Below are 18,789 nucleotides of genomic sequence, written 5' to 3'. Positions count from 1 at the left end.
TATGAAAATTGGGAATTGGGAATTGGGAATTATTTTCCCAGTACCTAATCTTCTGATAGGTTGACTAAGTAAGAAAAATGGGACTTTAGACTGGTGGCAATTATCAAGTCTTAAGTCTAAAGTAAGAAAATTATGTCCTGGTGTCTACTGTCATGAAAGTCTTTGCGCGTTTATTGCTACCAGTTTTTTTATTGACTTTGGCAGCAGCGTGTAACCAGACTCGCGCTTCCTCAGATAATCCCACACCACAAATATCTGTATCTTCTCCACAACAAACACAGAATTCTACACAGCCAAAAAATATTGTCCGCACTGAAGCACTTTCACCTACGCCCATTCGGATAAATCTGAAGAATTTACCGGCACCCTTCGCAACAGAAAGTGCTTCTAAGCAGCCTGAAGTTGTGCCTATTCCACAAAATCCGGTTCTGCGTGTACCACGAGGTTTTACAGTTAATGTCTTTGCCGAAGGTTTAGATGCCCCACGCTGGCTAGCTTTAACTCCCAGTGGCGATGTCCTGGTGACTGAAACGGGGCAAAACCGCATTCGTTTGTTACGTGACAGCAACGGTGACGGTGTAGCCGACGTTCGAGAAACCTTTGCTAGTGGGGACAACGGACTCAATAGACCCTTTGGGATGGCTTTTGCAGATAATTCCTTTTTTCTAGGAAATACAGATGCTGTGGTGCGTTTTCCCTATAGCCAAGACCAAAATAAGATTACGGGTAAAGGGGAAAAAATCGCCGATTTGCCTTCTCAAGGTTATAACAACCATTGGACGCGCAATGTGGTTGTCTCGCCCGATCGCAATAAATTATATGTCTCAGTTGGATCGGGAACCAATGTGGATGAAGAACCCCTACCACGCGCTTCGATACAGGTGATGAATTTAGATGGTTCTCAGCAGCAAACTTTCGCTTCCGGCTTGCGTAACCCGGTTGGTTTGGACTTTCATCCTGTAACTAAGGAACTTTACGCCACTATTAACGAACGCGATGGAATCGGTGATGACTTGGTTCCAGATTATCTGACACGGGTTAAACAGGGAGGATTTTACGGCTGGCCTTATGCCTATCTAACACCAAACAACCTCGATCCGCGTCAAAAAACAGATGGCAAAAGTAAACGCCCCGATTTAGTAGCCCGTACCCAAACGCCAGATGTGCTGTTTCAAGCGCATTCAGCAGCATTGGGTTTGCAGTTTTATAATGGTAAGACGTTTCCAGAAAAATACCGGAACGGTGCTTTTGCTGCTTTTCGTGGTTCTTGGAATCGCGATCGCGGCACTGGTTATAAAATTGTATTTGTTCCCTTTGATGCTAAGGGGCGATCGCTTGGCTACTACGAAGACTTTCTCACAGGATTTTTGCTAAATCCTTCTGTACCAACCACTTGGGGACGACCTGTAGGTTTACTCGTGTTGCCAGATGGTAGTTTATTACTAACAGAAGAAGCCAATAATCGGGTTTATCGGATTCAGTATAAAGGGGGGTAAACAACTTTTATCCCGTTTACGGTAAATTTACGGTAAATTACAGAAAAATACCAATACTCATCTGGTTGAGAAATTGATTATGACTCCCAATGAAAATAATACTCAGTCAAATATCAACGAATTCGCTCCACATTCAGGTACGCGCTATTGGGGTGAGGTGGAAGTGATCGAACAGGGAGATACTTATAGAATTAGCCGTGTTGAAATCAAGCCCAGGCACGGAATTAAACCACAAATCCATTATCATCGTAATGAACATTGGGTTGTAGTCTCCGGTGTAGCCAAGGTAACTTGTGGTGATGCAGAAATATTACTGAATCGAAACGAATCAACTTATGTTCCCGCAGCAACCCTACATAAGGTAGAAAATCCTGGACATATCCCCCTAGTTATTCTGGAAATTCAAAATGGTGAATATTTAGGTGAGGATGATACTGAGCGTCCTTATGACTTAAATTTGGTCAAAACTGTAGCTGAAGGTTAGTGAGAGACGCGATTAATCGCGTCTGTACAAAAGTGAGGAGTTGGGATTCAAGTGATTAATGCCCAATGCCCCATCCCCAAATTAAAACCACCCTTCTTGTTCTAGGGTTTCAATCAGCTGTAAGCCACGGGGATCGCCTACTCCTAACAGTGAAGCTTTCGCGTCTTCTCGGACTCCCAAATCTTGATCTTCAGCAAAGGCTTGAATTAGAGCATCGATCGCTGTGGCATAAACTACATTAGAAGGTAGTTCGCGGCACAGTTGACCAATTGCCCAAGCACAGTTACTCCGTACTGCTGCCACGGGATCGTTGACTAAGGCTTCAATTAATGGTGGTATTGCCCCTATAACTGCTTCATAACCCACTTCCGCCATCTGTGCTAAGGCGCTAGCAGCCCACAAACGGACTGCGGAAATATCAGTTCTTAAGGCATCTGCAAGGGGAGGTAAAGAACGGCGATCGCGACAGTTTCCTAAAGCCCAAACAACGCCTTTACGCACATAGCCGTTCCAATCACTGTTTAGTTGAGCAATTAATGGAGTCACTGCTTCGGAACTGGGATTGCGTCCAAGGGCATAAGATGCACTTACCCTGACTAAGGGACAGATATCAGTTAACAGGCGAATCAAGTGAGGGGTAGCACGCGCATCTTCTATATCACAAAAAGCACGCGCCGCTAACATTCTTTCCTGGGGCTGGGGATTTTCCAGGAGGGCTAGCATCACTTCCGGATCGGGCTTTACCACAACTGAATCGGCAGTTAGCGGCTCTATTCTATCTAGGGGGCTTTCTAGCTCCTCCTCAATATCGAGTAGGCTTAGATCGTCTTCGTCATACATAATTTCATTTCAATCCCGAAAAGGGATTAATACATAATCTCCCGTGCCAATAAGTTAAAACTTTATAAGTTGTGTAATTATACATTTTCTTTTCCCCTCGTTGAATTTTATCCAAACGAGAGCTGCTATAACTCAGACGCTAAAGTATTTTACGGTTCTCCTCTAGTTTATTTTTCTGCATTCAGGAATTTTACCATCCACAGGGATTGAGTTTGATAACCTAACTGATTGTAAAGATTCAATGCAGGTTTGTTTGATTGAAACACTTGTAATCCAATCTGGCGATCGCCTCTTTGAATGGCCCAATTTTCCACATATTGCATTAAGGCTGTACCAATACCTTGCCGCCGATATTCTGGCACAACGTAGAGGATAAAGATATGAGCATGACGATTACCCTGTACTTGATCTATGGCATTGCCCACCCAAAGGCAGGCGATGGGGAATTGGGAATTGGGAATTGGGAATTGAGTATAGTTATTCTCCTTATCCCCTTGTCCCCTTGTCCCCTTGTCCCCCTGCTCCCCCTCTTCTTCTACCCACCACAAAGGCGTATCGCTAGAAAAGTATTGCTTAACTGTTTGCTCTAAGTGAGAAAAATCCTCATTGGGAAAGAGATCCTGGTAAGTTCGGTGCATGAATTTAAGCAGCAGCGATCGCTCCAATGTGGAACCACGGCGAATAATATACCCCGGTAGTAGTTGCTCAGACACTTCTGGCATTTATTGAGTTAACTAGCTGAGTTTTGAAGTGCGGGTGGCAAATTAGCAGGAGTGGGTTGAGAACTTATTCCTACCTCTTCAATTGGTGCAGGTGCTGCCATATCGGATGGTAAAAAGATGCGGGCGCTGACTGCGACTAGGGCAAAGACAAATACCAAAACTGCAAGCAGTGGGGCGATGTATTGACGAAAAATAGGCATATTTTAATTGCAAAGAGAGCTACGAACTTCTATGAGAATTTAGCTGAAGATTTGTGAATTATTCTTTATTTTAGCAATTTTCTGTATATGGGAATTGGGAATTGGGAATTGGGGAAGAAACTTGTTAAATAATTCCCCCTTGTCTTCCTTATCTCCCTCATCTCCCCCTGCCCCCTGCCTCCTACTCCCCTAGTACTATTGGCTACGTTCTAAGTCATCAAGCACTCTTTCGCAATACCAATTTTCCGGCATCCCAGGATAAGTTTCCTTTGCCTGTTCAATTAACCGTTCGGCTGCTGCAGTGTCACCAGATAACTTAGCGATTAGCCTATTTTTGAGATAGCTATCAGATACACCATCGTCTACCTGGTTTGATATCCCTTGATTTATAGTTGATGGTCGAGACTGATCTCTTCGCAACTGCCAAAATAAAACGTAATAAAGTGTACCAAAAATTAAAATTAGGCTAAGTGTTCCGAAAAAAGTTAGGAGGTTAAATGCTAGAAATCCTAGAACTAACTGCGATAGAACATAGCCAAGTAATAAACCAGTGAGTAAGAGAATAAATGTGCCGACAGCAATAACTACTTGATTCCCCATATATCCTCTTCTTCGTCGTCAATTCCTGGTCTGGATAATACTACCACTGGCTTTGGATTCCAAGGGGCAAAAAATGGCAATAATAATAATCCTGGCAAAGCTGCTATTGCTGTCAGTAGAAAGAATGTAGACCAACCGGTGGCTTGCGCCCATGTACCTGCTGGAGCCGTGACAATATCTCTACTAAAAGCCTGTAAACTGGATAGTAAGGCGTACTGTGTAGCTGAAAAGCTTTGGTTACAAAGACTCATCAAAAATGCTACAAAAGCAGCAGTTTCTAGACCAGCACAGAATTGTTCGATATTAACGGCAGCTAACATTAGATAGAAGTTTTTACCGACTACTGCTAACGCAAAAAAAGCCAAGTTGCCGACAGCTTGCAATATGGCAAATATCCAGAGCGCACGATTAACACCAATTTTGGTCATTATTGCTCCTGCTGCCAAGGTACCAACAATGGTGGCGAAAATTCCCAGCGCCCCAGGAAATGCGATTTCGGTTTGAGTGAAATGTAAACCTTTATCTAACAAAAATGGGGTGGATACATTCTTTAGTAAAGAATCTCCCAGTTTGTATATCACAATGAATATCAGAATTAAAAGTCCTTGTAGCCAGCCATGACGCTGGAAAAATTCAATGAAGGGTAATTTGACGGCGGCGGATAAAGTCTGAGGCGGGCGATCGCGCAGGACTGGTTCTGGTGCAAAAATAGAACTTACCATACCTACGAGCATCAACAGCGACATCAACAAGTAAACAGCTTGCCAAGGCATTCTATCTGCTAAAAATAGAGTGACGTAACCGGTTACTAAAATGGCAATGCGATAACCTAATAAGTAGATAGATGCTCCAGCACCTCTTTCTTCTACTTCTACTACATCAGTGCGGTAAGCATCAACTAAAATGTCTTGACTGGCGCTAAAAAAAGCAACAGCCACAGCAACAATTATTAAAGGTTGTAGGCCTTGGGATGGGTGTTGTAGAGCCATTGCAGCTATACTTAACAGTAATGCTACTTGTGTAATTACCAGCCAACCTCTGCGTCGCCCCAAAAAAGGTGGTACAAATCTATCTAGTAAAGGCGACCAGAGAAATTTTAAAGAATATGGTAGCTTGACTAAACTAAAAGCGGCGATCGCTGCCAAGCCAATCCCTTCTTTGGTCAACCAGGCTTGTAATGTCTGACTGGTTAAATATAACGGCAACCCTGATGAGAAGCCAAGAAATAACAAAGCTCCCATCTTCTGGCTGCCAAAAATTCGTAGCAGCGATTTATTTACTTCCACAATATTGAAAATTCCTTGTTATCTAAGTTGAATTGCAGTTATATTGCCATACCTGCTGTCTAATTTCGTATAAGCACACAAATCTGCTAAGATTTTCCTTATTTAAGATACATATCAACAATGCTCTAACAGTGTGATTATTCCTTAATTTTCCTTAATTGAATAAACCTGATGCCCTCTGATTTCTACTCCGTTTGCAGCAAGGCATTTTTCCCAACCTTCACGAGTGCCGATGTCGCTTTTGTTCTTGAGCAATCCTAATTCCTCTTCTTGTTGGGTGAGTTTAGCAAATTCTTCGTAGCGTGGGTAGTCGCTGGTAACAAATGTTTCTTTACGGTGCAAAATCGGCGGATTGGCCCTAGTTTCGTAGTCTCGGTGAGTGATAAATAGGGTTTTTAAATCAATACCGATGCTAGCTTTTAACGCCGGATGGGGATCGGTGTCGAAATCAGGGTAAAACAGATAGGATATTTGCGGCTTATCAGTGTGATATTTGATCAATGTGGCTCCATCTACACGCCCAATGGTACGGCTAGCGCAACCTTCACAAATTCGCAGCAAGGGATCGAGTGCTGCTAATGCCGAAACATGCACGTAAATAGCACCGCGTGTATGTTTACCTATTTTGCTTTTTTCACACGCAGCTTGAATTACTCCAGATTTACCCAAGCTGAAAAGTTTTTGGTCGGCTACTTGACAAGCTTCCTCGTAGCTGCTGAAAAAAGCTTTAATATCGTGACGCATTTCTGGGGCTAGCTTTTGCCATGCAGGGCGTTTATCAAAGTGGGTGAGGGCGAGATAAACTTGGATATCCAAGGAACGACGATAAGCGATCGCATCCCATTCAGCCTCATCAGTAGCTTGTAAAATTACACCAAAGGCACGGCGGAAGTTACTAAATTCGCTCAGTAATTCCGGTTCATTTTCCAATTCGCCTTTCACAGGTAGTCTACCGCGCTTGGTAAAAAACGCCATGAGTGGTTGCAGCTGTTCTTGATAATCTTCAAACCGCTTAGTGGGGATGCGGACTCGTGGTGTAGAGGTGTTAGAAAAGAAGCGGATAGCTTTATAACTTTCTTTTTCAGCTTCATCTCGAAAAGCAAAATATACGCCTAGTGCGATCGGTACTGCATCGACATTTAGGACTTCATCAATATAAGTTTTGAGTTCTTGCTGTTCGTAATATTTCTGAAAAGTATTGCGGCGCGTCACAATGCCATCATTGTAAGCAAGTTGGGTTTTGCTGGGTGCGTTAATTAGTATTTGAGCCGCGACAATTAAAACTTTACCGGTGAGTTCCCAAGCTTGGATTAGGCTTTGACGGCGTTCCTCTGGATCTTCAATGACGTTGAGGATATAGCCCAAGTTGACCACATCGGCGGCGGTGCGTGGTACATCAGGATAGTAGTAAGGATCCCAACCTGCGCTGGTGTAACCTAAGTTTGCTACTCGCTGAACATCACCACCATAGCCGCAACCGTAGTCAAAAAAAGTGGTGTCTGGATTCAGGATTGCCCATTCTATTGCCAATCGTACAGGGCGGGATAGGTCAGTGCGAGCGATCGCAGCTCTATGACGCTCGATTTCTAGTGCTTCAAGCATAATATTAGTGTCAGTTAACAGTGAACAGTTAACAGTTAACTAATATCCTTTCAATTTTTAACCGCCAGTTCAATTAAATCTTCAATTTTCTTGATATTTGGATCGCCTGCTAAGTAGCCAATACCTCGATGTAAATGTAAGCGGAATTGGGTGGCGAGGGTTTCTTTGTCGGTGGGATAGCCGTCATTGTGACAACGTTGCTTGAGGGCGAGGAGGAGTATATCGGACATTTCGCCGCCAAAGACGCGCCAAGTCATCTCGACGTTGCTATCTTGGGGAATTGGGACAGGGGAGGGTGTGGTTGCTTCTGCGAGGGAACGACAAAACGCCCAACGACAGAGGATATTCCATTGGTCGATTTTGGTACTGCGTTTGAGTTTGGTAAGTTGGTCTTTAGCTGTTTGGGAGAGTTTAATTCTTTCGATGGGGGATTCCATAGTCTTCCTAAAAATTGAAGTAGTTTTCGCTCATAAACCCAAACAGTAGCGAACCGCAGTTTCAACTTCAAGCATCTTTGAGTCAGAAATATTGCCAACTGGATCAGCAGGAAAACGATTTGGATCTAAAGAACGAATCTGAAGACATAAAAACACTGTTTCTTGTCGCAATCCACTACTACTTGGAGATCCTCTTATATTGGTTGGATAATCGTGCTTAATATTTGTTCCTTTCGTCCCGACAACTACAGTTACAACCAAAGGTAATTGATTGATAGCGTCTATAGATAGCACTAAAACTGGTCGTGTTACTGCTTGTTCTCGCCCCTCCACTGGATTAAGATTGATAAAATAAATTTGTTCTCTCTGAATACTCACCACTTTTTTAAACCCTTCTGTAAGCCATCCATTTCTGTAACAACAAATTCATTATTGATAGAAGCAATTTCTGTCTGTATATCTAAATTAGCAGCCATTGCAGCTAGTTGTTTATTCATATATTTAACATCAGTTAATTGATCTGATATTTGCTTTTTTTCTTGCACTTGTCTTGTCATAAGTTCTAAGAGCCATTCTAGTTCTTCTAATGACAAAGTACGTAGTTCACGCTCTATTTTTACTAAATGTGGTGAGTTCATCATTGCTTATCTACTTTCCAAGGGTCGTTATATATATTGTAAATATCTTTTTTAGACAATATCATTACCAAAAATATTGATTTTCTACTACTGTTGTTTGGCGGGTGGAGGAGTCGTATTTGAGGAGATATTCGCGGGCGATCGCTTCATTTTCTCGCAGTGTTTCAACTTCTTTTTTACCAATCTCAGTATCCGTAGATAGCAAAATTACTTGATGGCTGGCGGATGGAAAGTAACGTTCAACTAAGTTACTGCGGTGAGAGGAGTCGAGTCTACCTAGTGGGGTATCGATTGCTACTGGCAAGCGGTGTCCAGAGACTTTGGCTAAACCCCAGAGGAATGCGATCGCAAGTAGTTGTTTTTCGCCAGCAGAGAGGCGATGTTTAGGGACAGGTTTACCATTTAAATCGTAAAGCAAAAGGCTAAAAGTCTTAGTATCAATAGTGATGCGATGCACTAAGTCTGATTTATGGAGAAGATAAAGGAAGCAGTTTTTAACTTCCTCCTCTAATTTATTCAGCTTTCGCAGAGTTAATTTTTCCCGAAAAATCTTGAGTGTATTTTGAACTTTAGCCGCAGAGGTAATAATATGTTCGCTATTTTTATGTTTAATATTTTCTACTGTATATTCACTTAATTCTTTTTTAGACTTAGCAATAATAGTTTCTAATTCAGATAAACGGCGGCGGATTGTTTCATAATTTGCTTTAGCTTCAACAACTTGATTTTGTGCCGTTTCTAGTGATTGACGCAGCTTTGTATAATCTTCTGGTGCGGCGGCTGTCTGCACTTGTCTTTCGAGAGTATCAATTTCTTCTTCTTGATTTTTGAGAATAGCTAATTTCTCTTTTGCAGAAAGTTTAGAATTTTGTAAGTGATATATAAGATTATCTAGCTGACTTAAACTTTCATCATCAGCTAATAACCAAGGTGCTTCTATCTGGATAGTCTTTGCATATAAATTATCTACATCTTGCACTAAAAAAGATTTAATTTTTTCAACTTGAATCGGGGAAATTTCTACTTGATTTAGCCAATTTAGTAAGCGCTGATCTCGTTCAATTAACAAATCCTTAGAAATTTGTACCTGTTGATGGCGAAATTCCTTTTCTCCCTGTGTTTGCACCTGATTAAGCAGATTGGGAATTAATGCTAGGGGTAAAACATCAGCCGCTAATTCACACATCGACTGACGTACTTGTTCAATTTCCGCAGTTTTCGCTTTCTGTTGCAATTCTAGTTGATTGCGTTCTGCTGCAATCTTCCCACCTTCAGAAATAAATTTATCAAAGGCTTCTTGCTGCTTTTGTTCTAACTCTTCTACCTGATTTTTGAGAGTTTCTAACTTTTCTCCTGTTCTTTGATAATCTTCTTGCTGTTGGGTTAACCTAGTTTCGATTTCTTCTAGGTTTGCTAAATCCTTACTATTACCAACTTCTTTAAGTTTACGGTTAACTAAGATATCTAAATCAACTGTTAACCTATCTGCTAACTCTAATCCTAAAAGTCCGCGAATTGCATCTACTACAACTGGTGGTGGTGTTTCCTGTTCTGCGAGTTCTTTAACCTGTTCACCGTCAAAGAGAAATAAGTTAGAAATGCCTAATGGCAGGAGATTTTCAATATATTCATCCCAGATATTAACTAAAGCATCAGGCCATGTATCACTGTCACCTAAAATACCTAATGTATCTTTACCGTCTTTAGGATTTTTTGTCCAACTACGCACAACACGGTATTTTATTGGTTTATCGTTTTCAATATGTTCAAAAAGTAATTCAATCCGGGTGTCTACAACTGGATTTGTTTTGCTGTTAACACATTGGTTGAGAAAATCGCTGTAACTTAAATTACCACGGGTAGAACATTGGGCGCGGGGGCCGTAAAGGGCAAGACGAATGGCATCCATAAGGGTAGTTTTTCCACCGCCATTCATTCCACCTAAGAGGATAATTGGGTGTGAGGTTTCCTCATCAATTTTTGGGTTAAGATTAATTACTTGTTTTCCACTGTAGGGGCCAAAGTTTTGTAATACGAGTTCAAGAAATATCATTGATTTTTAAGATTAACATGAGTTCAACGGCGATCGCAGAAGCAGAAAGTTTGTGATGAAAGGAATCAGATAAAATTAATTAGATGATTATGTCTGACGCATTGATAAAAAATATTGTCTATGAAATATAGATAATACCATCACTAACTGTTAAGAAATGCGATCGCATCTGTCTCGGTGTTGGTAAGCGATGTAGTTGGTGGATATTAACAGATGGGTGATTCATATTAGACCATGTTTAAAAAGTCCTCTTGTTGATAGCAAAACGTTTTAGATCCCCCTAAATCCCCCTTTTTAAGGGGGACTTTGATCCTAGTTCCCCCCTTTTGAAGGGGGGTTATGGGGGATCATTTAAGTGCCTAATAGTCACAGTCAACTACTTTTCAAACAACCTCTTACACCCTTACAGCTAGGTTGTGGCTAGATTTGCACATCTCCAGCTTGAAAAATCTGTTCGGCGGTTAAATTCAATTCTGGGAAAGTAGGGGAGACAATATGGGTATCGCCTCTAAATTGAGTAACTTGGTACTCACCATCGATTAATAGATAAATGGATATAGTAGGCACTTTAGGATTGCCAATAAACTTCCTAGCGCCATAAGCCGCGTAATCTATAATCCAATATTCGGGAATACCTATAGCTTCATAATCAGCTAATTTTTTGTAGTAATCATCTCGCCAATTAGTACTAACAACTTCAATAACTAATGGAATAGATGTAGATTGAGATACAGTTGATTCCTTTTTCCATAAAGGCTCATTCACTAAATTTGGTCGATTGATTATTAAGATGTCTGGTGAATAAGCTGATTCACCTTCAAATGGTTTGACTAATACAGTTTTTGGAATGAAGTAAGGAAGTTTTTGTCGCCCAATTTCGATAGATATATTTAGCGCCAAAAAACCAACAACATCCTCATGATCTCCCACTGGTTGAGCCATTTCAACAATCACGCCATCATGTAATTCGTATCTCCCACCCTCCGGCCGCCAAGCTGCAAAATCTTCAAAAGTTACTAATTTATGTATGGCTTGAATCATAGAACCTCGCTTGTTTTAAGATAATCAAACTTTGTCAAGCGTTCTTTAAGTAGTTTGGTTGACTCCCAATACGGTTCGGTTAAGATCCCCCCGCCTACGGCGACCCCCTTAAAAAGGGGGTAAAAGATGGTTATAAGCCCCCGTTTTTAAGGGGGGTTGGGGGGATCTTCGAGGAATAAACACCTTAACCGAACCGCATTGGGTTGACTCCCGTCTTCTATTATTCTAAATTTTCCTTTTTAAATTTCATACTTGCCCAAGTTACCTGCTCATCACTTTCACTTTTACCTTTATCTACTTCATTGATTGCTGCAACATCGCCCAAAGTCATCTGCTTGACTTTTGCAACGTCACCTTGACTAACTGCTTCGCTTAATTCGCGTTTCAAACGAGCATTTTTAATCGCATCTTCTGGAGAACGGGAACTCGTATTAAAGCATTTTTCTAAAGTATCGTATATTCCCACGCGACGAGTCTTTTTGCGATACTGGCGTTCTGTGTCTAACAATTTCGCCATGAGTTCCAAGTGCATCGCGTCACCTTCACAGATTTCTTCTAATACTATCCATTCATCACGACCTAGTAGGCTATAGTCAGCGCCAGGACGGGGGTCTTGAAATTCTTCGCCAGTCACTTCTTGATAAATCCGGGGTAAGCTATCATCAAATTCGTGTTTGTCTTCTAGCCAAATGCGGCGAATTTCACTCATTTCTTCGAGAGTAATTAGGGTGATATCGCGCATATTTTCTGGCGCTGTCCGACGGGTTTTCGTTTGAGCTTCTAATAATCGTCTAAGCCAATGTTCTCGCCAATATTTTGTATAGGGGCCAGGTATTGGTTCAACAGAGATTTCCCCATCTTTGTTACGCTCAAAAAGTTGGACTTCACCCCAAATTCTTCTAAAATCTCTTTTGTCTCGGTCATCTTTAATATCTAGTTCGTTACGGATATCTAATAATGGCTGCATCCATTCTTTTTCTTCATCATTTTGGATCATTGCCTCCATTGATTTATCCTTATTCACTAGTGTGCAAACCCAGCAGCCAAATCGGGAATCACCACAGCTAGGAGTAGAAGTATCAACAACTAGTGGACATTCATTATCGGCTGTTGCACCTCGATACATAGTAAATAATTCTTTATTGCTTTGTCCCCAAGGATTATCCCATTGATTCAGATATATCCAGACATCGTTATTACTCCAATCTTCAATAGGGGTATAGATTAAAGAGTTGGGTAGACTGGCATTAGGACTCAGGCGATCGCGTACTCTATCAACTTGATGCTTTTTCATTGTGGCAGCACGTTTTGAGCTTTCTGCTTTGCGAGTACCCAATACAAGAATTGTTTCACCGTTAGCTCTAACTATTTCACGGATGAATTGATTAGCAGGATTAATTTTTAAGCGTGGTGTACACCAGCGAAACTGGTTACGAGGTGCTGGATATCCTTTACCAATAAGATTTACCCAAAATGTGTCTTCAATTACTGGTTGTAATAGATGTGGATCAATTGGCATCCCCTGTTCTTTTGCAGCTACCTTGAGATTCTGCAAGGATTTGCGAACCCAAGCAGACACTACAGGATTTTCTACCTGAGTATCGGTTGTAATTACATAGACTGTTTTAGTTCTTTTTTCTGGAGGAAGGGCAGCGATCGCATTCCACACAAGCTGCAATACTGTACTAGAGTCTTTTCCCCAAGACACGCCTAAAACCCAAGGTATCTGATCCAAACAATACAATTCTTGAATTTCAGTGGTGAGAGCTTTGATATCTTCCACTAACTCTGCTACAGTACGTGTTTGCTGACCTTTATTTTCTGTTTGTTGTGCTGTAGTCATTTCTCCCTACCTCTGGAAACACTGGCGTAATCTCTCGGTGAATAGGGCGAATATAATTCGCTTCTAAACATACAAAACCCACCGACCTGGGTTGAAAAAACAGTTTTTAAAAACTTTACTACTAATATCTGATTTTTTGGATAATTAAACTACATAATACTATTCTGTTTTTAAAATTTAACATGAAAGATAGTGCATCTGACCCAACTGCTGACATTGCTAGAGAATACCTGGAACGAGAAAACAAGGAAAAACAGGTACTAGCTTTACTCCTAGAAAAGTTTTTAGGGAGAAAAGATCAGATTCTCGTTCAAAAAACCGAGATGGGTGGTACTGAGGCTTATGTTAGCTCTGTTACACTGGAATGGTTCGCCGGTCGGGTTCACTTCGCCTCTGGCTTACCTCTGTTTCAGAAAAAGTATAATGCTGAGACAGATAATGTCGAGATTGACGCAGATAGTATTGATGAAATTCAGCAACGTCCCCTCGATTGGTCACGTCAAGCACCGCTAGTCCAGTATTTAGCGGCCAGAGACAATCATAAGTTTCCGCCGGTGCTGGTGGTAATTAATCAACCGTGGGTGGATAATCCTAAAGCTGCTGAGTGGGACAGCGAAGGACGCGCTACAAAGTCTACGACTGATTTTATACCTTTAGATAAAGATAGTAAGGTAGGTCTGCTAAATATTTCTGAGGATGATGTAACCATTTATGCGCTAGATGGACAACATCGACTGATGGGAGTTCAGGGGTTGATGGAGTTAATCAAAACTCGTAAACTCCAGCGCTATAAAAAAGATAAAGGTGCTGATGACAGTTTTATTACAGTGAATGATTTGATAGAAAAGTACCAAGTAGACCTTGCTTACTTGCAAAATTTACCCAAGGAAAAAATTGGTATTGAGTTCATCTGTGCGGTAGCGGCTGGGGAAACTCGCACCCAGGCGAGACGGAGGGTAAGATCGATTTTTGTTCATGTCAACTTGATGGCTGCACCATTGACTAAAGGGCAACTAACACAGTTGAATGAAGATGATGGTTTTGCGATCGTTGCTAGAAAAATTGCAGTTACACATCCACTATTAGAACAAAAACAAGAGCGCAATCCCCGTGTCAATTGGAATAGTGCAACAGTGGCTTCCAATTCTACAGTTTTGACGACTTTGCAAGCTCTGCAAGATATGTCTGAGCGATATTTGGCTCAAAAGTTCCCCCACTGGAAACCCTTGGAGAAAGGTCTAATTCCCATGCGTCCAGAGGATAAAGAACTTGAGCAGGGGATTCAGGAATTTAGCAAGCTATTTGACAATTTGGCTAGTCTTCCCAGTTATAAGATTTTAGAACACGAAAATACACTAAGTCTACGGCGGTTCAGCTTTGAGAAGGATGGAGGCGAAGGAAATATGCTTTTCCGTCCGGTTGCTCAAGTTGCATTGGCGCAAGCTTTGGGAATTTTGGTATTTAAAAAAGGTTTTTCTCTGGCAGATATTTTTAAGAAGCTGCGGAAGTTTGACCAGCAAGGCGGCTTTAGTGGTATGGAATATCCCCAATCTCTCTGGTATGGGGTTTTGTATGACCCAAATAAAAAGCGAGTGCAAGTTGCTGGACGAGATTTAGCCTCGAAGTTATTGGTTTATATTCTGGGTGGAATTCAGGAACAGATGGAACGTGCTGAACTTCGTAAGGCTTTAGCGGATGCTAGGACTGTTGAAAATAAAACTATAGGTTTTGATGGCGAGTTTGTTGAACCGAAAGCAGTAGGACTTCCACATATCCTGAACTAGCCAAGTTAAGTATGGATTTTTCGGTGTGGTTTTTACCGATGCTACAGCCTATAAGGGTTGCATATCATGTTTGCTAACATCTACTACTAATTTATATTAGGTATTGATATGGTTCAACCAATTGAGGATGTTAATAATAACATTTCTCCTCAGATCAAAGCTCAGTTTAGCTCCTTTATTGAGCCATTTTTCTCACAATATCATCGCGATCGCTGCTATCCAGGACTTATTTTTAGGCAAGGAAAGCGCACTATGCTGCAAATTAATGTGCCTGCAAGTGACTTTTCTGGTCTTCTCCAAGCTAAACCATCCAGTGGGAATGATCCTGATTCTGGTAAAAATCGCCCAGTGATTAAAGGTCATGCTGATGAAATCAAAAAATATATTGTTGACCGTTCCCGAAAAGAAAAACCTTGGATCGTAGGAACTCTGACCGCTAATATAGCTCCAAAAGACATAACAATTATTGAACTGGGTAGGGGCATTTGTCTAGTTGTTATTCGTCGTGGAGTCAAATTAGATATAACTGATGGACAACATCGTAAACTTGCAATTCACGAATTGATAGAAAGTACTCAAAGCCACTTAATCAGTGATGATGATTTTGCAATTACTCTAGTTTTAGAGGGTGATTTTCAACAGTGTCAGGCAGATTTCAGAGATATGGCTCAAACCAAACAATTAGATAAATCATTATTATTATCATTTGGTGAGTTCTCTGGCCGAGTTGGTATTACTAAAGAATTAATAAAACGAGTACCAATGTTTCTGGATAAGACAGAAAAGATTAAAGCAAGTCCTGCAACTAAAGATAGGCTGATTTACACAATTAATTTTATAGCTAGGTTTGTAAGTTGCGTTTTTACTAACGATCCAAGTAATCAACTTCGAGATTATGATGTTTATCAAGCATCTGATGCTTTGGTTATTTGTCTTAATCGATTTTTCTCAGAATGCAGTAACACTGAGTATATTGCTGATACAACTGTTGAAGAACTAACAATAGATGAAGTAGCTGCATTTAAAGAAGATTGTATTCTAGGTGTAAGTGTGGGGCTAGAAGTTTTAGGGCGTTTATTGCACTATATATACGATCCAGAAAACAATTATTTTAATGAAGAAAAAATTTCACAACTAGCACAACTAGATTGGTCAAGAGAAAATCAACTTTGGAAGGATAATGTAGTTAGAATAGATACCCAACCTAAAAATCCAGACAAGCCTTATAAAATATCTGCTACTGTTAGTGCAGTAACAGATGCAGTCAAAACAGTAAAAATTACACTGGGATGGATCTAACGTTTTTGATTTTAAGCATTACTTCAAGACTAAGATAGGAATTTTGTTAGATCAAATTCCTCATCTTTTTGCTCTGTATTAGTTCTCTCATAACTAATAAATAAGAAAAGTCGCTCTGAATAGTCTACTGCGCCATGCAGTTCATTTTGTATAATTTCTAAACCAGCATTCGCATACTCTTCAAAAATGTGAATACGTTGCTCATCAGCAACATTATCATCGTCTAAAATCTTAATATTTTCTGTTTCGGTGATAGCTAACAAATTAATTAACAGAGTGAAGCTGCTAGTAAAATAATCTTGTCGCAGTGGGGATAAATCTTTAGAAATTACGTCTAAAGGAATGCGCTTTTTATTTTTAACGCCCAATGCTGCTGCAAACACCATTACTTCTACATAAGTCTGAAAAGGCCCAGTTGTGTCTTTTGATGCTACTAGAGATTTCACCAACTCAGCCTTATCTTTAGCAACCCTGATTCTATTTGCAGCCATGATATTAATATTTACATTGTTGCCATCTTAACCGACAGCCAAAAGCGATCGCTACGTTTACGCAATTGCCAAGGTATGATTTTATGATAGTATGTGGGCGATCGTTAAACCAACAAATTATCCGCTCACATATTCACTCTCTTCTCTTCTCTTTGCGTCCTCTGCGCCTCTGTGGTTCGTTTTTCATGCAAACTGAACATCCTCATAAATCAAAGAAATCGGAAAGTGAAAATCAACACTAGTTAAATCAACTTCATCCCCCTCTTCATAAGGATGTAATTCCCAAAGTCCTCTTTCATTTAACCGGAAGCAATCTAAAGCAATTTTTTCAGCATCGATGAGGATATATTCTTGCAAAGTCTGAATGCGACGATACCGCGTAAATTTTGTACCTCTATCGTAAGCTTCTGTGCTTGGGGACAGAACTTCAACAATCAAACAAGGATATTGGAGAAATTCAATAGCTTGTTTATCCCGTTCGTCGCAACTCACCACAACATCGGGATAATGAAAAGGCCCCTTCTCAGATACACCTACTTTCCCATCCGCCATATTCACACGACACCCACTTCTTCGCAGGTGACTTTTTAACGCTGAAGCGAAGTTGAGAGCAATATCATTATGGGGAAGAGTACCCCCAGTCATGGCGAAAACTTCACCATCAATATATTCATATTTAATTTCTTGGCGTTCTTCCCATTCCAGATATTCCTGGGGGGACATATAGTTTCTGTCTGGACTCGCAACCATAACCTTATTCCTTCTCAAAAGCCACTTTTCTCAACTGTAACTAAAATCAGACTTACGCACAGGTAACGGAAAATCAAACCACAGAGACACAGAAAACACGGATGAATAAGAGTTTTAGAGGTATTTTGCGTCAGTCCTGTAAAAACCTTTGCGCCTACTTCATATCACAGATGTGGGTCAAAGACATCAAAACTGTTGTAATTATCTATCGCGTTCAACTTCCATAATTTCCGTATACTCAAACTCATTCGGACTTTGTTTCACCAAAGGGTATCTTTCCCCACCCAACTCAATATAATCTTGTTCGCAATCCGGCTTAGATGAATAATACGTAAGCACATATTCTCTACCGATTCTCTCTGTCATTTCTGCTTCTACTTCACCCCGCCACTGAGTCTTAGTAACTAAAACTATCAACTGATTCGCTAATTGGGGAATTGTCTTTGCAATGTGTCGCCGCGAATTCTCATCTAAACTACCGAAGGGTGAATCCATCACAATTGGAAAAGTACTACTATCGGGAATCATCATCATTTTACGCTTTTCACTCCATTCCCGTACTTTGTCAATGATGCTAGCTATGAAGGATAAACTAAGAATCTGATTTTCACCAGTAGATGCTGCAACAAGTGCCTCCACACCTGTAGTATTTTCTACTAATGTAAGTTCATATTTATCGCTAATTTTAGGAATGTATGGAGTAACAGAAATCTCAGTGAATATCTCTTGGACTCGCTTTTCTAATTGCAGGCGAAATTGTTGTTCTTGACGATTTTTAACTTCCGTTAACCGTTCGATTGCATCTTGAGTGGCGTTAATCCGTCGCTGCGCTAAAGTTTGCTTGTCTTCATTCAGCTTTTGTTTGGCAATTTGTTTATTCAAACCTTCAATTTCAGTTGTGAGTTGAGCAATTTGCTGCTGGTTTGCACCTTGTTCTCGATTTAATTCATCAATTTTACTTTCAATTTCATCTAAGCGTTTTTGCAAACTGCTAATTTCTTCATTAGCATCTTTTCGCAACCGTTCTTGAATATTGTCTAAATCGGCTTCAATTTGAGATATACTTTGCCTTAACTGATTAATCCTAGTCTGCTCTCTATCAACTTCTTCCCAAAAACCTATAGCTTGCTTATAGCAATTATCAGTCTTATGAAGTACAGTAGCAGCAGTGAGTAAACCAACCCACTAAATTTTCTATCGTCACTTCTGCAAATGCCGCATCT

The 18,789-nt window shown here is 40.6% G+C and carries 18 protein-coding genes and 1 pseudogene; 4 read left to right on the top strand and 15 right to left on the bottom strand.

Going from position 1 to position 18,789, the window contains the following annotated elements; genetic code table 11:
* The first annotated feature begins 152 nt into the window (after positions 1-152).
* Both V7K38_RS25955 and V7K38_RS25950 read left to right on the top strand, forming a co-directional pair.
* The gene (locus tag V7K38_RS25955; protein ID WP_334862041.1) at positions 153-1,496 is read left to right on the top strand and encodes a PQQ-dependent sugar dehydrogenase; all 1,344 of its coding nucleotides are present in this window, start codon (positions 153-155) and stop codon (positions 1,494-1,496) included.
* Between the two features lie 79 nt (positions 1,497-1,575).
* Positions 1,576-1,980: a phosphomannose isomerase type II C-terminal cupin domain gene (locus V7K38_RS25950; RefSeq protein WP_334862039.1), complete on the top strand. Its 405-nt coding sequence runs from the start codon at positions 1,576-1,578 to the stop codon at positions 1,978-1,980.
* An 81-nt stretch (positions 1,981-2,061) separates the two neighbouring features.
* Here V7K38_RS25950 and V7K38_RS25945 read toward each other — a convergent pair whose 3' ends face one another.
* The 12 genes from V7K38_RS25945 to dndC all read right to left on the bottom strand — a co-directional run bounded on the left by V7K38_RS25945 (position 2,062) and on the right by dndC (position 13,242).
* A complete protein-coding gene (locus V7K38_RS25945) occupies positions 2,062-2,820 on the bottom strand; it encodes a HEAT repeat domain-containing protein (RefSeq protein ID WP_334862037.1) in 759 nt (252 codons plus the stop codon).
* Between the two features lie 167 nt (positions 2,821-2,987).
* Positions 2,988-3,542 carry a GNAT family N-acetyltransferase gene (locus tag V7K38_RS25940; protein WP_334862035.1) on the bottom strand — a complete coding sequence of 185 codons (555 nt, stop codon included), beginning with the start codon at positions 3,540-3,542 and terminating at the stop codon, positions 2,988-2,990.
* 8 nt (positions 3,543-3,550) lie between these two features.
* Positions 3,551-3,742 carry a hypothetical protein gene (locus V7K38_RS25935; protein WP_334862033.1) on the bottom strand — a complete coding sequence of 64 codons (192 nt, stop codon included), beginning with the start codon at positions 3,740-3,742 and terminating at the stop codon, positions 3,551-3,553.
* A gap of 195 nt (positions 3,743-3,937) precedes the next feature.
* A complete protein-coding gene (locus V7K38_RS25930; protein WP_334862031.1) occupies positions 3,938-4,342 on the bottom strand; it encodes an ABC transporter permease in 405 nt (134 codons plus the stop codon).
* Positions 4,327-5,628, bottom strand: a complete 1,302-nt coding sequence (locus tag V7K38_RS25925; protein WP_334862029.1) for an AmpG family muropeptide MFS transporter — start codon at positions 5,626-5,628, stop codon at positions 4,327-4,329. Before V7K38_RS25925 ends, V7K38_RS25930 begins: the two co-directional genes overlap by 16 nt.
* Positions 5,629-5,772: 144 nt before the next feature.
* Positions 5,773-7,230 (bottom strand): DNA phosphorothioation-associated putative methyltransferase, encoded by a 1,458-nt coding sequence (locus V7K38_RS25920; protein ID WP_334862027.1) that lies wholly within the window; start codon positions 7,228-7,230, stop codon positions 5,773-5,775.
* A gap of 50 nt (positions 7,231-7,280) precedes the next feature.
* A complete protein-coding gene (dndE, locus tag V7K38_RS25915) occupies positions 7,281-7,667 on the bottom strand; it encodes a DNA sulfur modification protein DndE (RefSeq protein ID WP_334862025.1) in 387 nt (128 codons plus the stop codon).
* Between the two features lie 30 nt (positions 7,668-7,697).
* Complete coding sequence (locus V7K38_RS25910; protein ID WP_334862023.1) at positions 7,698-8,048, bottom strand: type II toxin-antitoxin system PemK/MazF family toxin; 351 nt, start codon at positions 8,046-8,048, stop codon at positions 7,698-7,700.
* Positions 8,042-8,308: a hypothetical protein gene (locus V7K38_RS25905; protein WP_334862021.1), complete on the bottom strand. Its 267-nt coding sequence runs from the start codon at positions 8,306-8,308 to the stop codon at positions 8,042-8,044. Before V7K38_RS25905 ends, V7K38_RS25910 begins: the two co-directional genes overlap by 7 nt.
* 61 nt (positions 8,309-8,369) lie before the next feature.
* Positions 8,370-10,358, bottom strand: coding sequence for a DNA sulfur modification protein DndD (gene dndD, locus V7K38_RS25900; protein WP_334862019.1), 1,989 nt, complete (start codon positions 10,356-10,358; stop codon positions 8,370-8,372).
* Between the two features lie 420 nt (positions 10,359-10,778).
* Positions 10,779-11,399 (bottom strand): Uma2 family endonuclease, encoded by a 621-nt coding sequence (locus V7K38_RS25895; protein ID WP_334862017.1) that lies wholly within the window; start codon positions 11,397-11,399, stop codon positions 10,779-10,781.
* Positions 11,400-11,619: 220 nt separating this feature from the next.
* Positions 11,620-13,242, bottom strand: a complete 1,623-nt coding sequence (gene dndC, locus V7K38_RS25890) for a DNA phosphorothioation system sulfurtransferase DndC (RefSeq protein ID WP_334862015.1) — start codon at positions 13,240-13,242, stop codon at positions 11,620-11,622.
* A gap of 182 nt (positions 13,243-13,424) precedes the next feature.
* On the opposite strand from dndC, the gene V7K38_RS25885 reads away from it, so the two are divergent.
* Positions 13,425-15,026 carry a DGQHR domain-containing protein gene (locus V7K38_RS25885; protein WP_334862013.1) on the top strand — a complete coding sequence of 534 codons (1,602 nt, stop codon included), beginning with the start codon at positions 13,425-13,427 and terminating at the stop codon, positions 15,024-15,026.
* Positions 15,027-15,134: 108 nt separating this feature from the next.
* A complete protein-coding gene (locus V7K38_RS25880; RefSeq protein ID WP_334862012.1) occupies positions 15,135-16,325 on the top strand; it encodes a DNA sulfur modification protein DndB in 1,191 nt (396 codons plus the stop codon).
* A 29-nt stretch (positions 16,326-16,354) separates the two neighbouring features.
* On the opposite strand, the gene V7K38_RS25875 is transcribed toward V7K38_RS25880, so the two are convergent.
* The 3 genes and pseudogenes from V7K38_RS25875 to V7K38_RS25865 form a co-directional block, all read right to left on the bottom strand.
* Positions 16,355-16,816, bottom strand: coding sequence for a DNA phosphorothioation-associated protein 4 (locus V7K38_RS25875; protein ID WP_334862010.1), 462 nt, complete (start codon positions 16,814-16,816; stop codon positions 16,355-16,357).
* A gap of 183 nt (positions 16,817-16,999) precedes the next feature.
* On the bottom strand, positions 17,000-17,566 hold the full coding sequence (locus V7K38_RS25870) for a Uma2 family endonuclease (protein WP_334862008.1): 567 nt from the start codon (positions 17,564-17,566) through the stop codon (positions 17,000-17,002).
* A gap of 201 nt (positions 17,567-17,767) precedes the next feature.
* Positions 17,768-18,703 (bottom strand): annotated as a pseudogene (locus V7K38_RS25865) (AAA family ATPase); the annotation flags it as partial.
* Positions 18,704-18,789: the final 86 nt, after the last annotated feature.

Source organism: Nostoc sp. (genome assembly GCF_036917465.1).
Classification (GTDB): Bacteria; Cyanobacteriota; Cyanobacteriia; order Cyanobacteriales; family Nostocaceae; genus Nostoc.
Note: the sequence above shows the minus strand (reverse complement) of the source record. Positions and strands in the feature narration are given on the sequence as shown.

What these genes read in the sequence shown, in the direction of transcription:
- V7K38_RS25955 (WP_334862041.1), top strand. Translation starts at nt 153, where the DNA reads ATGAAAGTCTTTGCGCGTTTATTGCTACCAGTTTTTTTATTGACTTTG.
- V7K38_RS25950 (WP_334862039.1), top strand. Translation starts at nt 1,576, where the DNA reads ATGACTCCCAATGAAAATAATACTCAGTCAAATATCAACGAATTCGCT.
- V7K38_RS25945 (WP_334862037.1), bottom strand. Translation starts at nt 2,820, where the DNA reads ATGTATGACGAAGACGATCTAAGCCTACTCGATATTGAGGAGGAGCTA.
- V7K38_RS25940 (WP_334862035.1), bottom strand. Translation starts at nt 3,542, where the DNA reads ATGCCAGAAGTGTCTGAGCAACTACTACCGGGGTATATTATTCGCCGT.
- V7K38_RS25935 (WP_334862033.1), bottom strand. Translation starts at nt 3,742, where the DNA reads ATGCCTATTTTTCGTCAATACATCGCCCCACTGCTTGCAGTTTTGGTA.
- V7K38_RS25930 (WP_334862031.1), bottom strand. Translation starts at nt 4,342, where the DNA reads ATGGGGAATCAAGTAGTTATTGCTGTCGGCACATTTATTCTCTTACTC.
- V7K38_RS25920 (WP_334862027.1), bottom strand. Translation starts at nt 7,230, where the DNA reads ATGCTTGAAGCACTAGAAATCGAGCGTCATAGAGCTGCGATCGCTCGC.
- dndE (WP_334862025.1), bottom strand. Translation starts at nt 7,667, where the DNA reads ATGGAATCCCCCATCGAAAGAATTAAACTCTCCCAAACAGCTAAAGAC.
- V7K38_RS25905 (WP_334862021.1), bottom strand. Translation starts at nt 8,308, where the DNA reads ATGATGAACTCACCACATTTAGTAAAAATAGAGCGTGAACTACGTACT.
- dndD (WP_334862019.1), bottom strand. Translation starts at nt 10,358, where the DNA reads ATGATATTTCTTGAACTCGTATTACAAAACTTTGGCCCCTACAGTGGA.
- V7K38_RS25895 (WP_334862017.1), bottom strand. Translation starts at nt 11,399, where the DNA reads ATGATTCAAGCCATACATAAATTAGTAACTTTTGAAGATTTTGCAGCT.
- dndC (WP_334862015.1), bottom strand. Translation starts at nt 13,242, where the DNA reads ATGACTACAGCACAACAAACAGAAAATAAAGGTCAGCAAACACGTACT.
- V7K38_RS25885 (WP_334862013.1), top strand. Translation starts at nt 13,425, where the DNA reads ATGAAAGATAGTGCATCTGACCCAACTGCTGACATTGCTAGAGAATAC.
- V7K38_RS25880 (WP_334862012.1), top strand. Translation starts at nt 15,135, where the DNA reads ATGGTTCAACCAATTGAGGATGTTAATAATAACATTTCTCCTCAGATC.
- V7K38_RS25875 (WP_334862010.1), bottom strand. Translation starts at nt 16,816, where the DNA reads ATGGCTGCAAATAGAATCAGGGTTGCTAAAGATAAGGCTGAGTTGGTG.
- V7K38_RS25870 (WP_334862008.1), bottom strand. Translation starts at nt 17,566, where the DNA reads ATGGTTGCGAGTCCAGACAGAAACTATATGTCCCCCCAGGAATATCTG.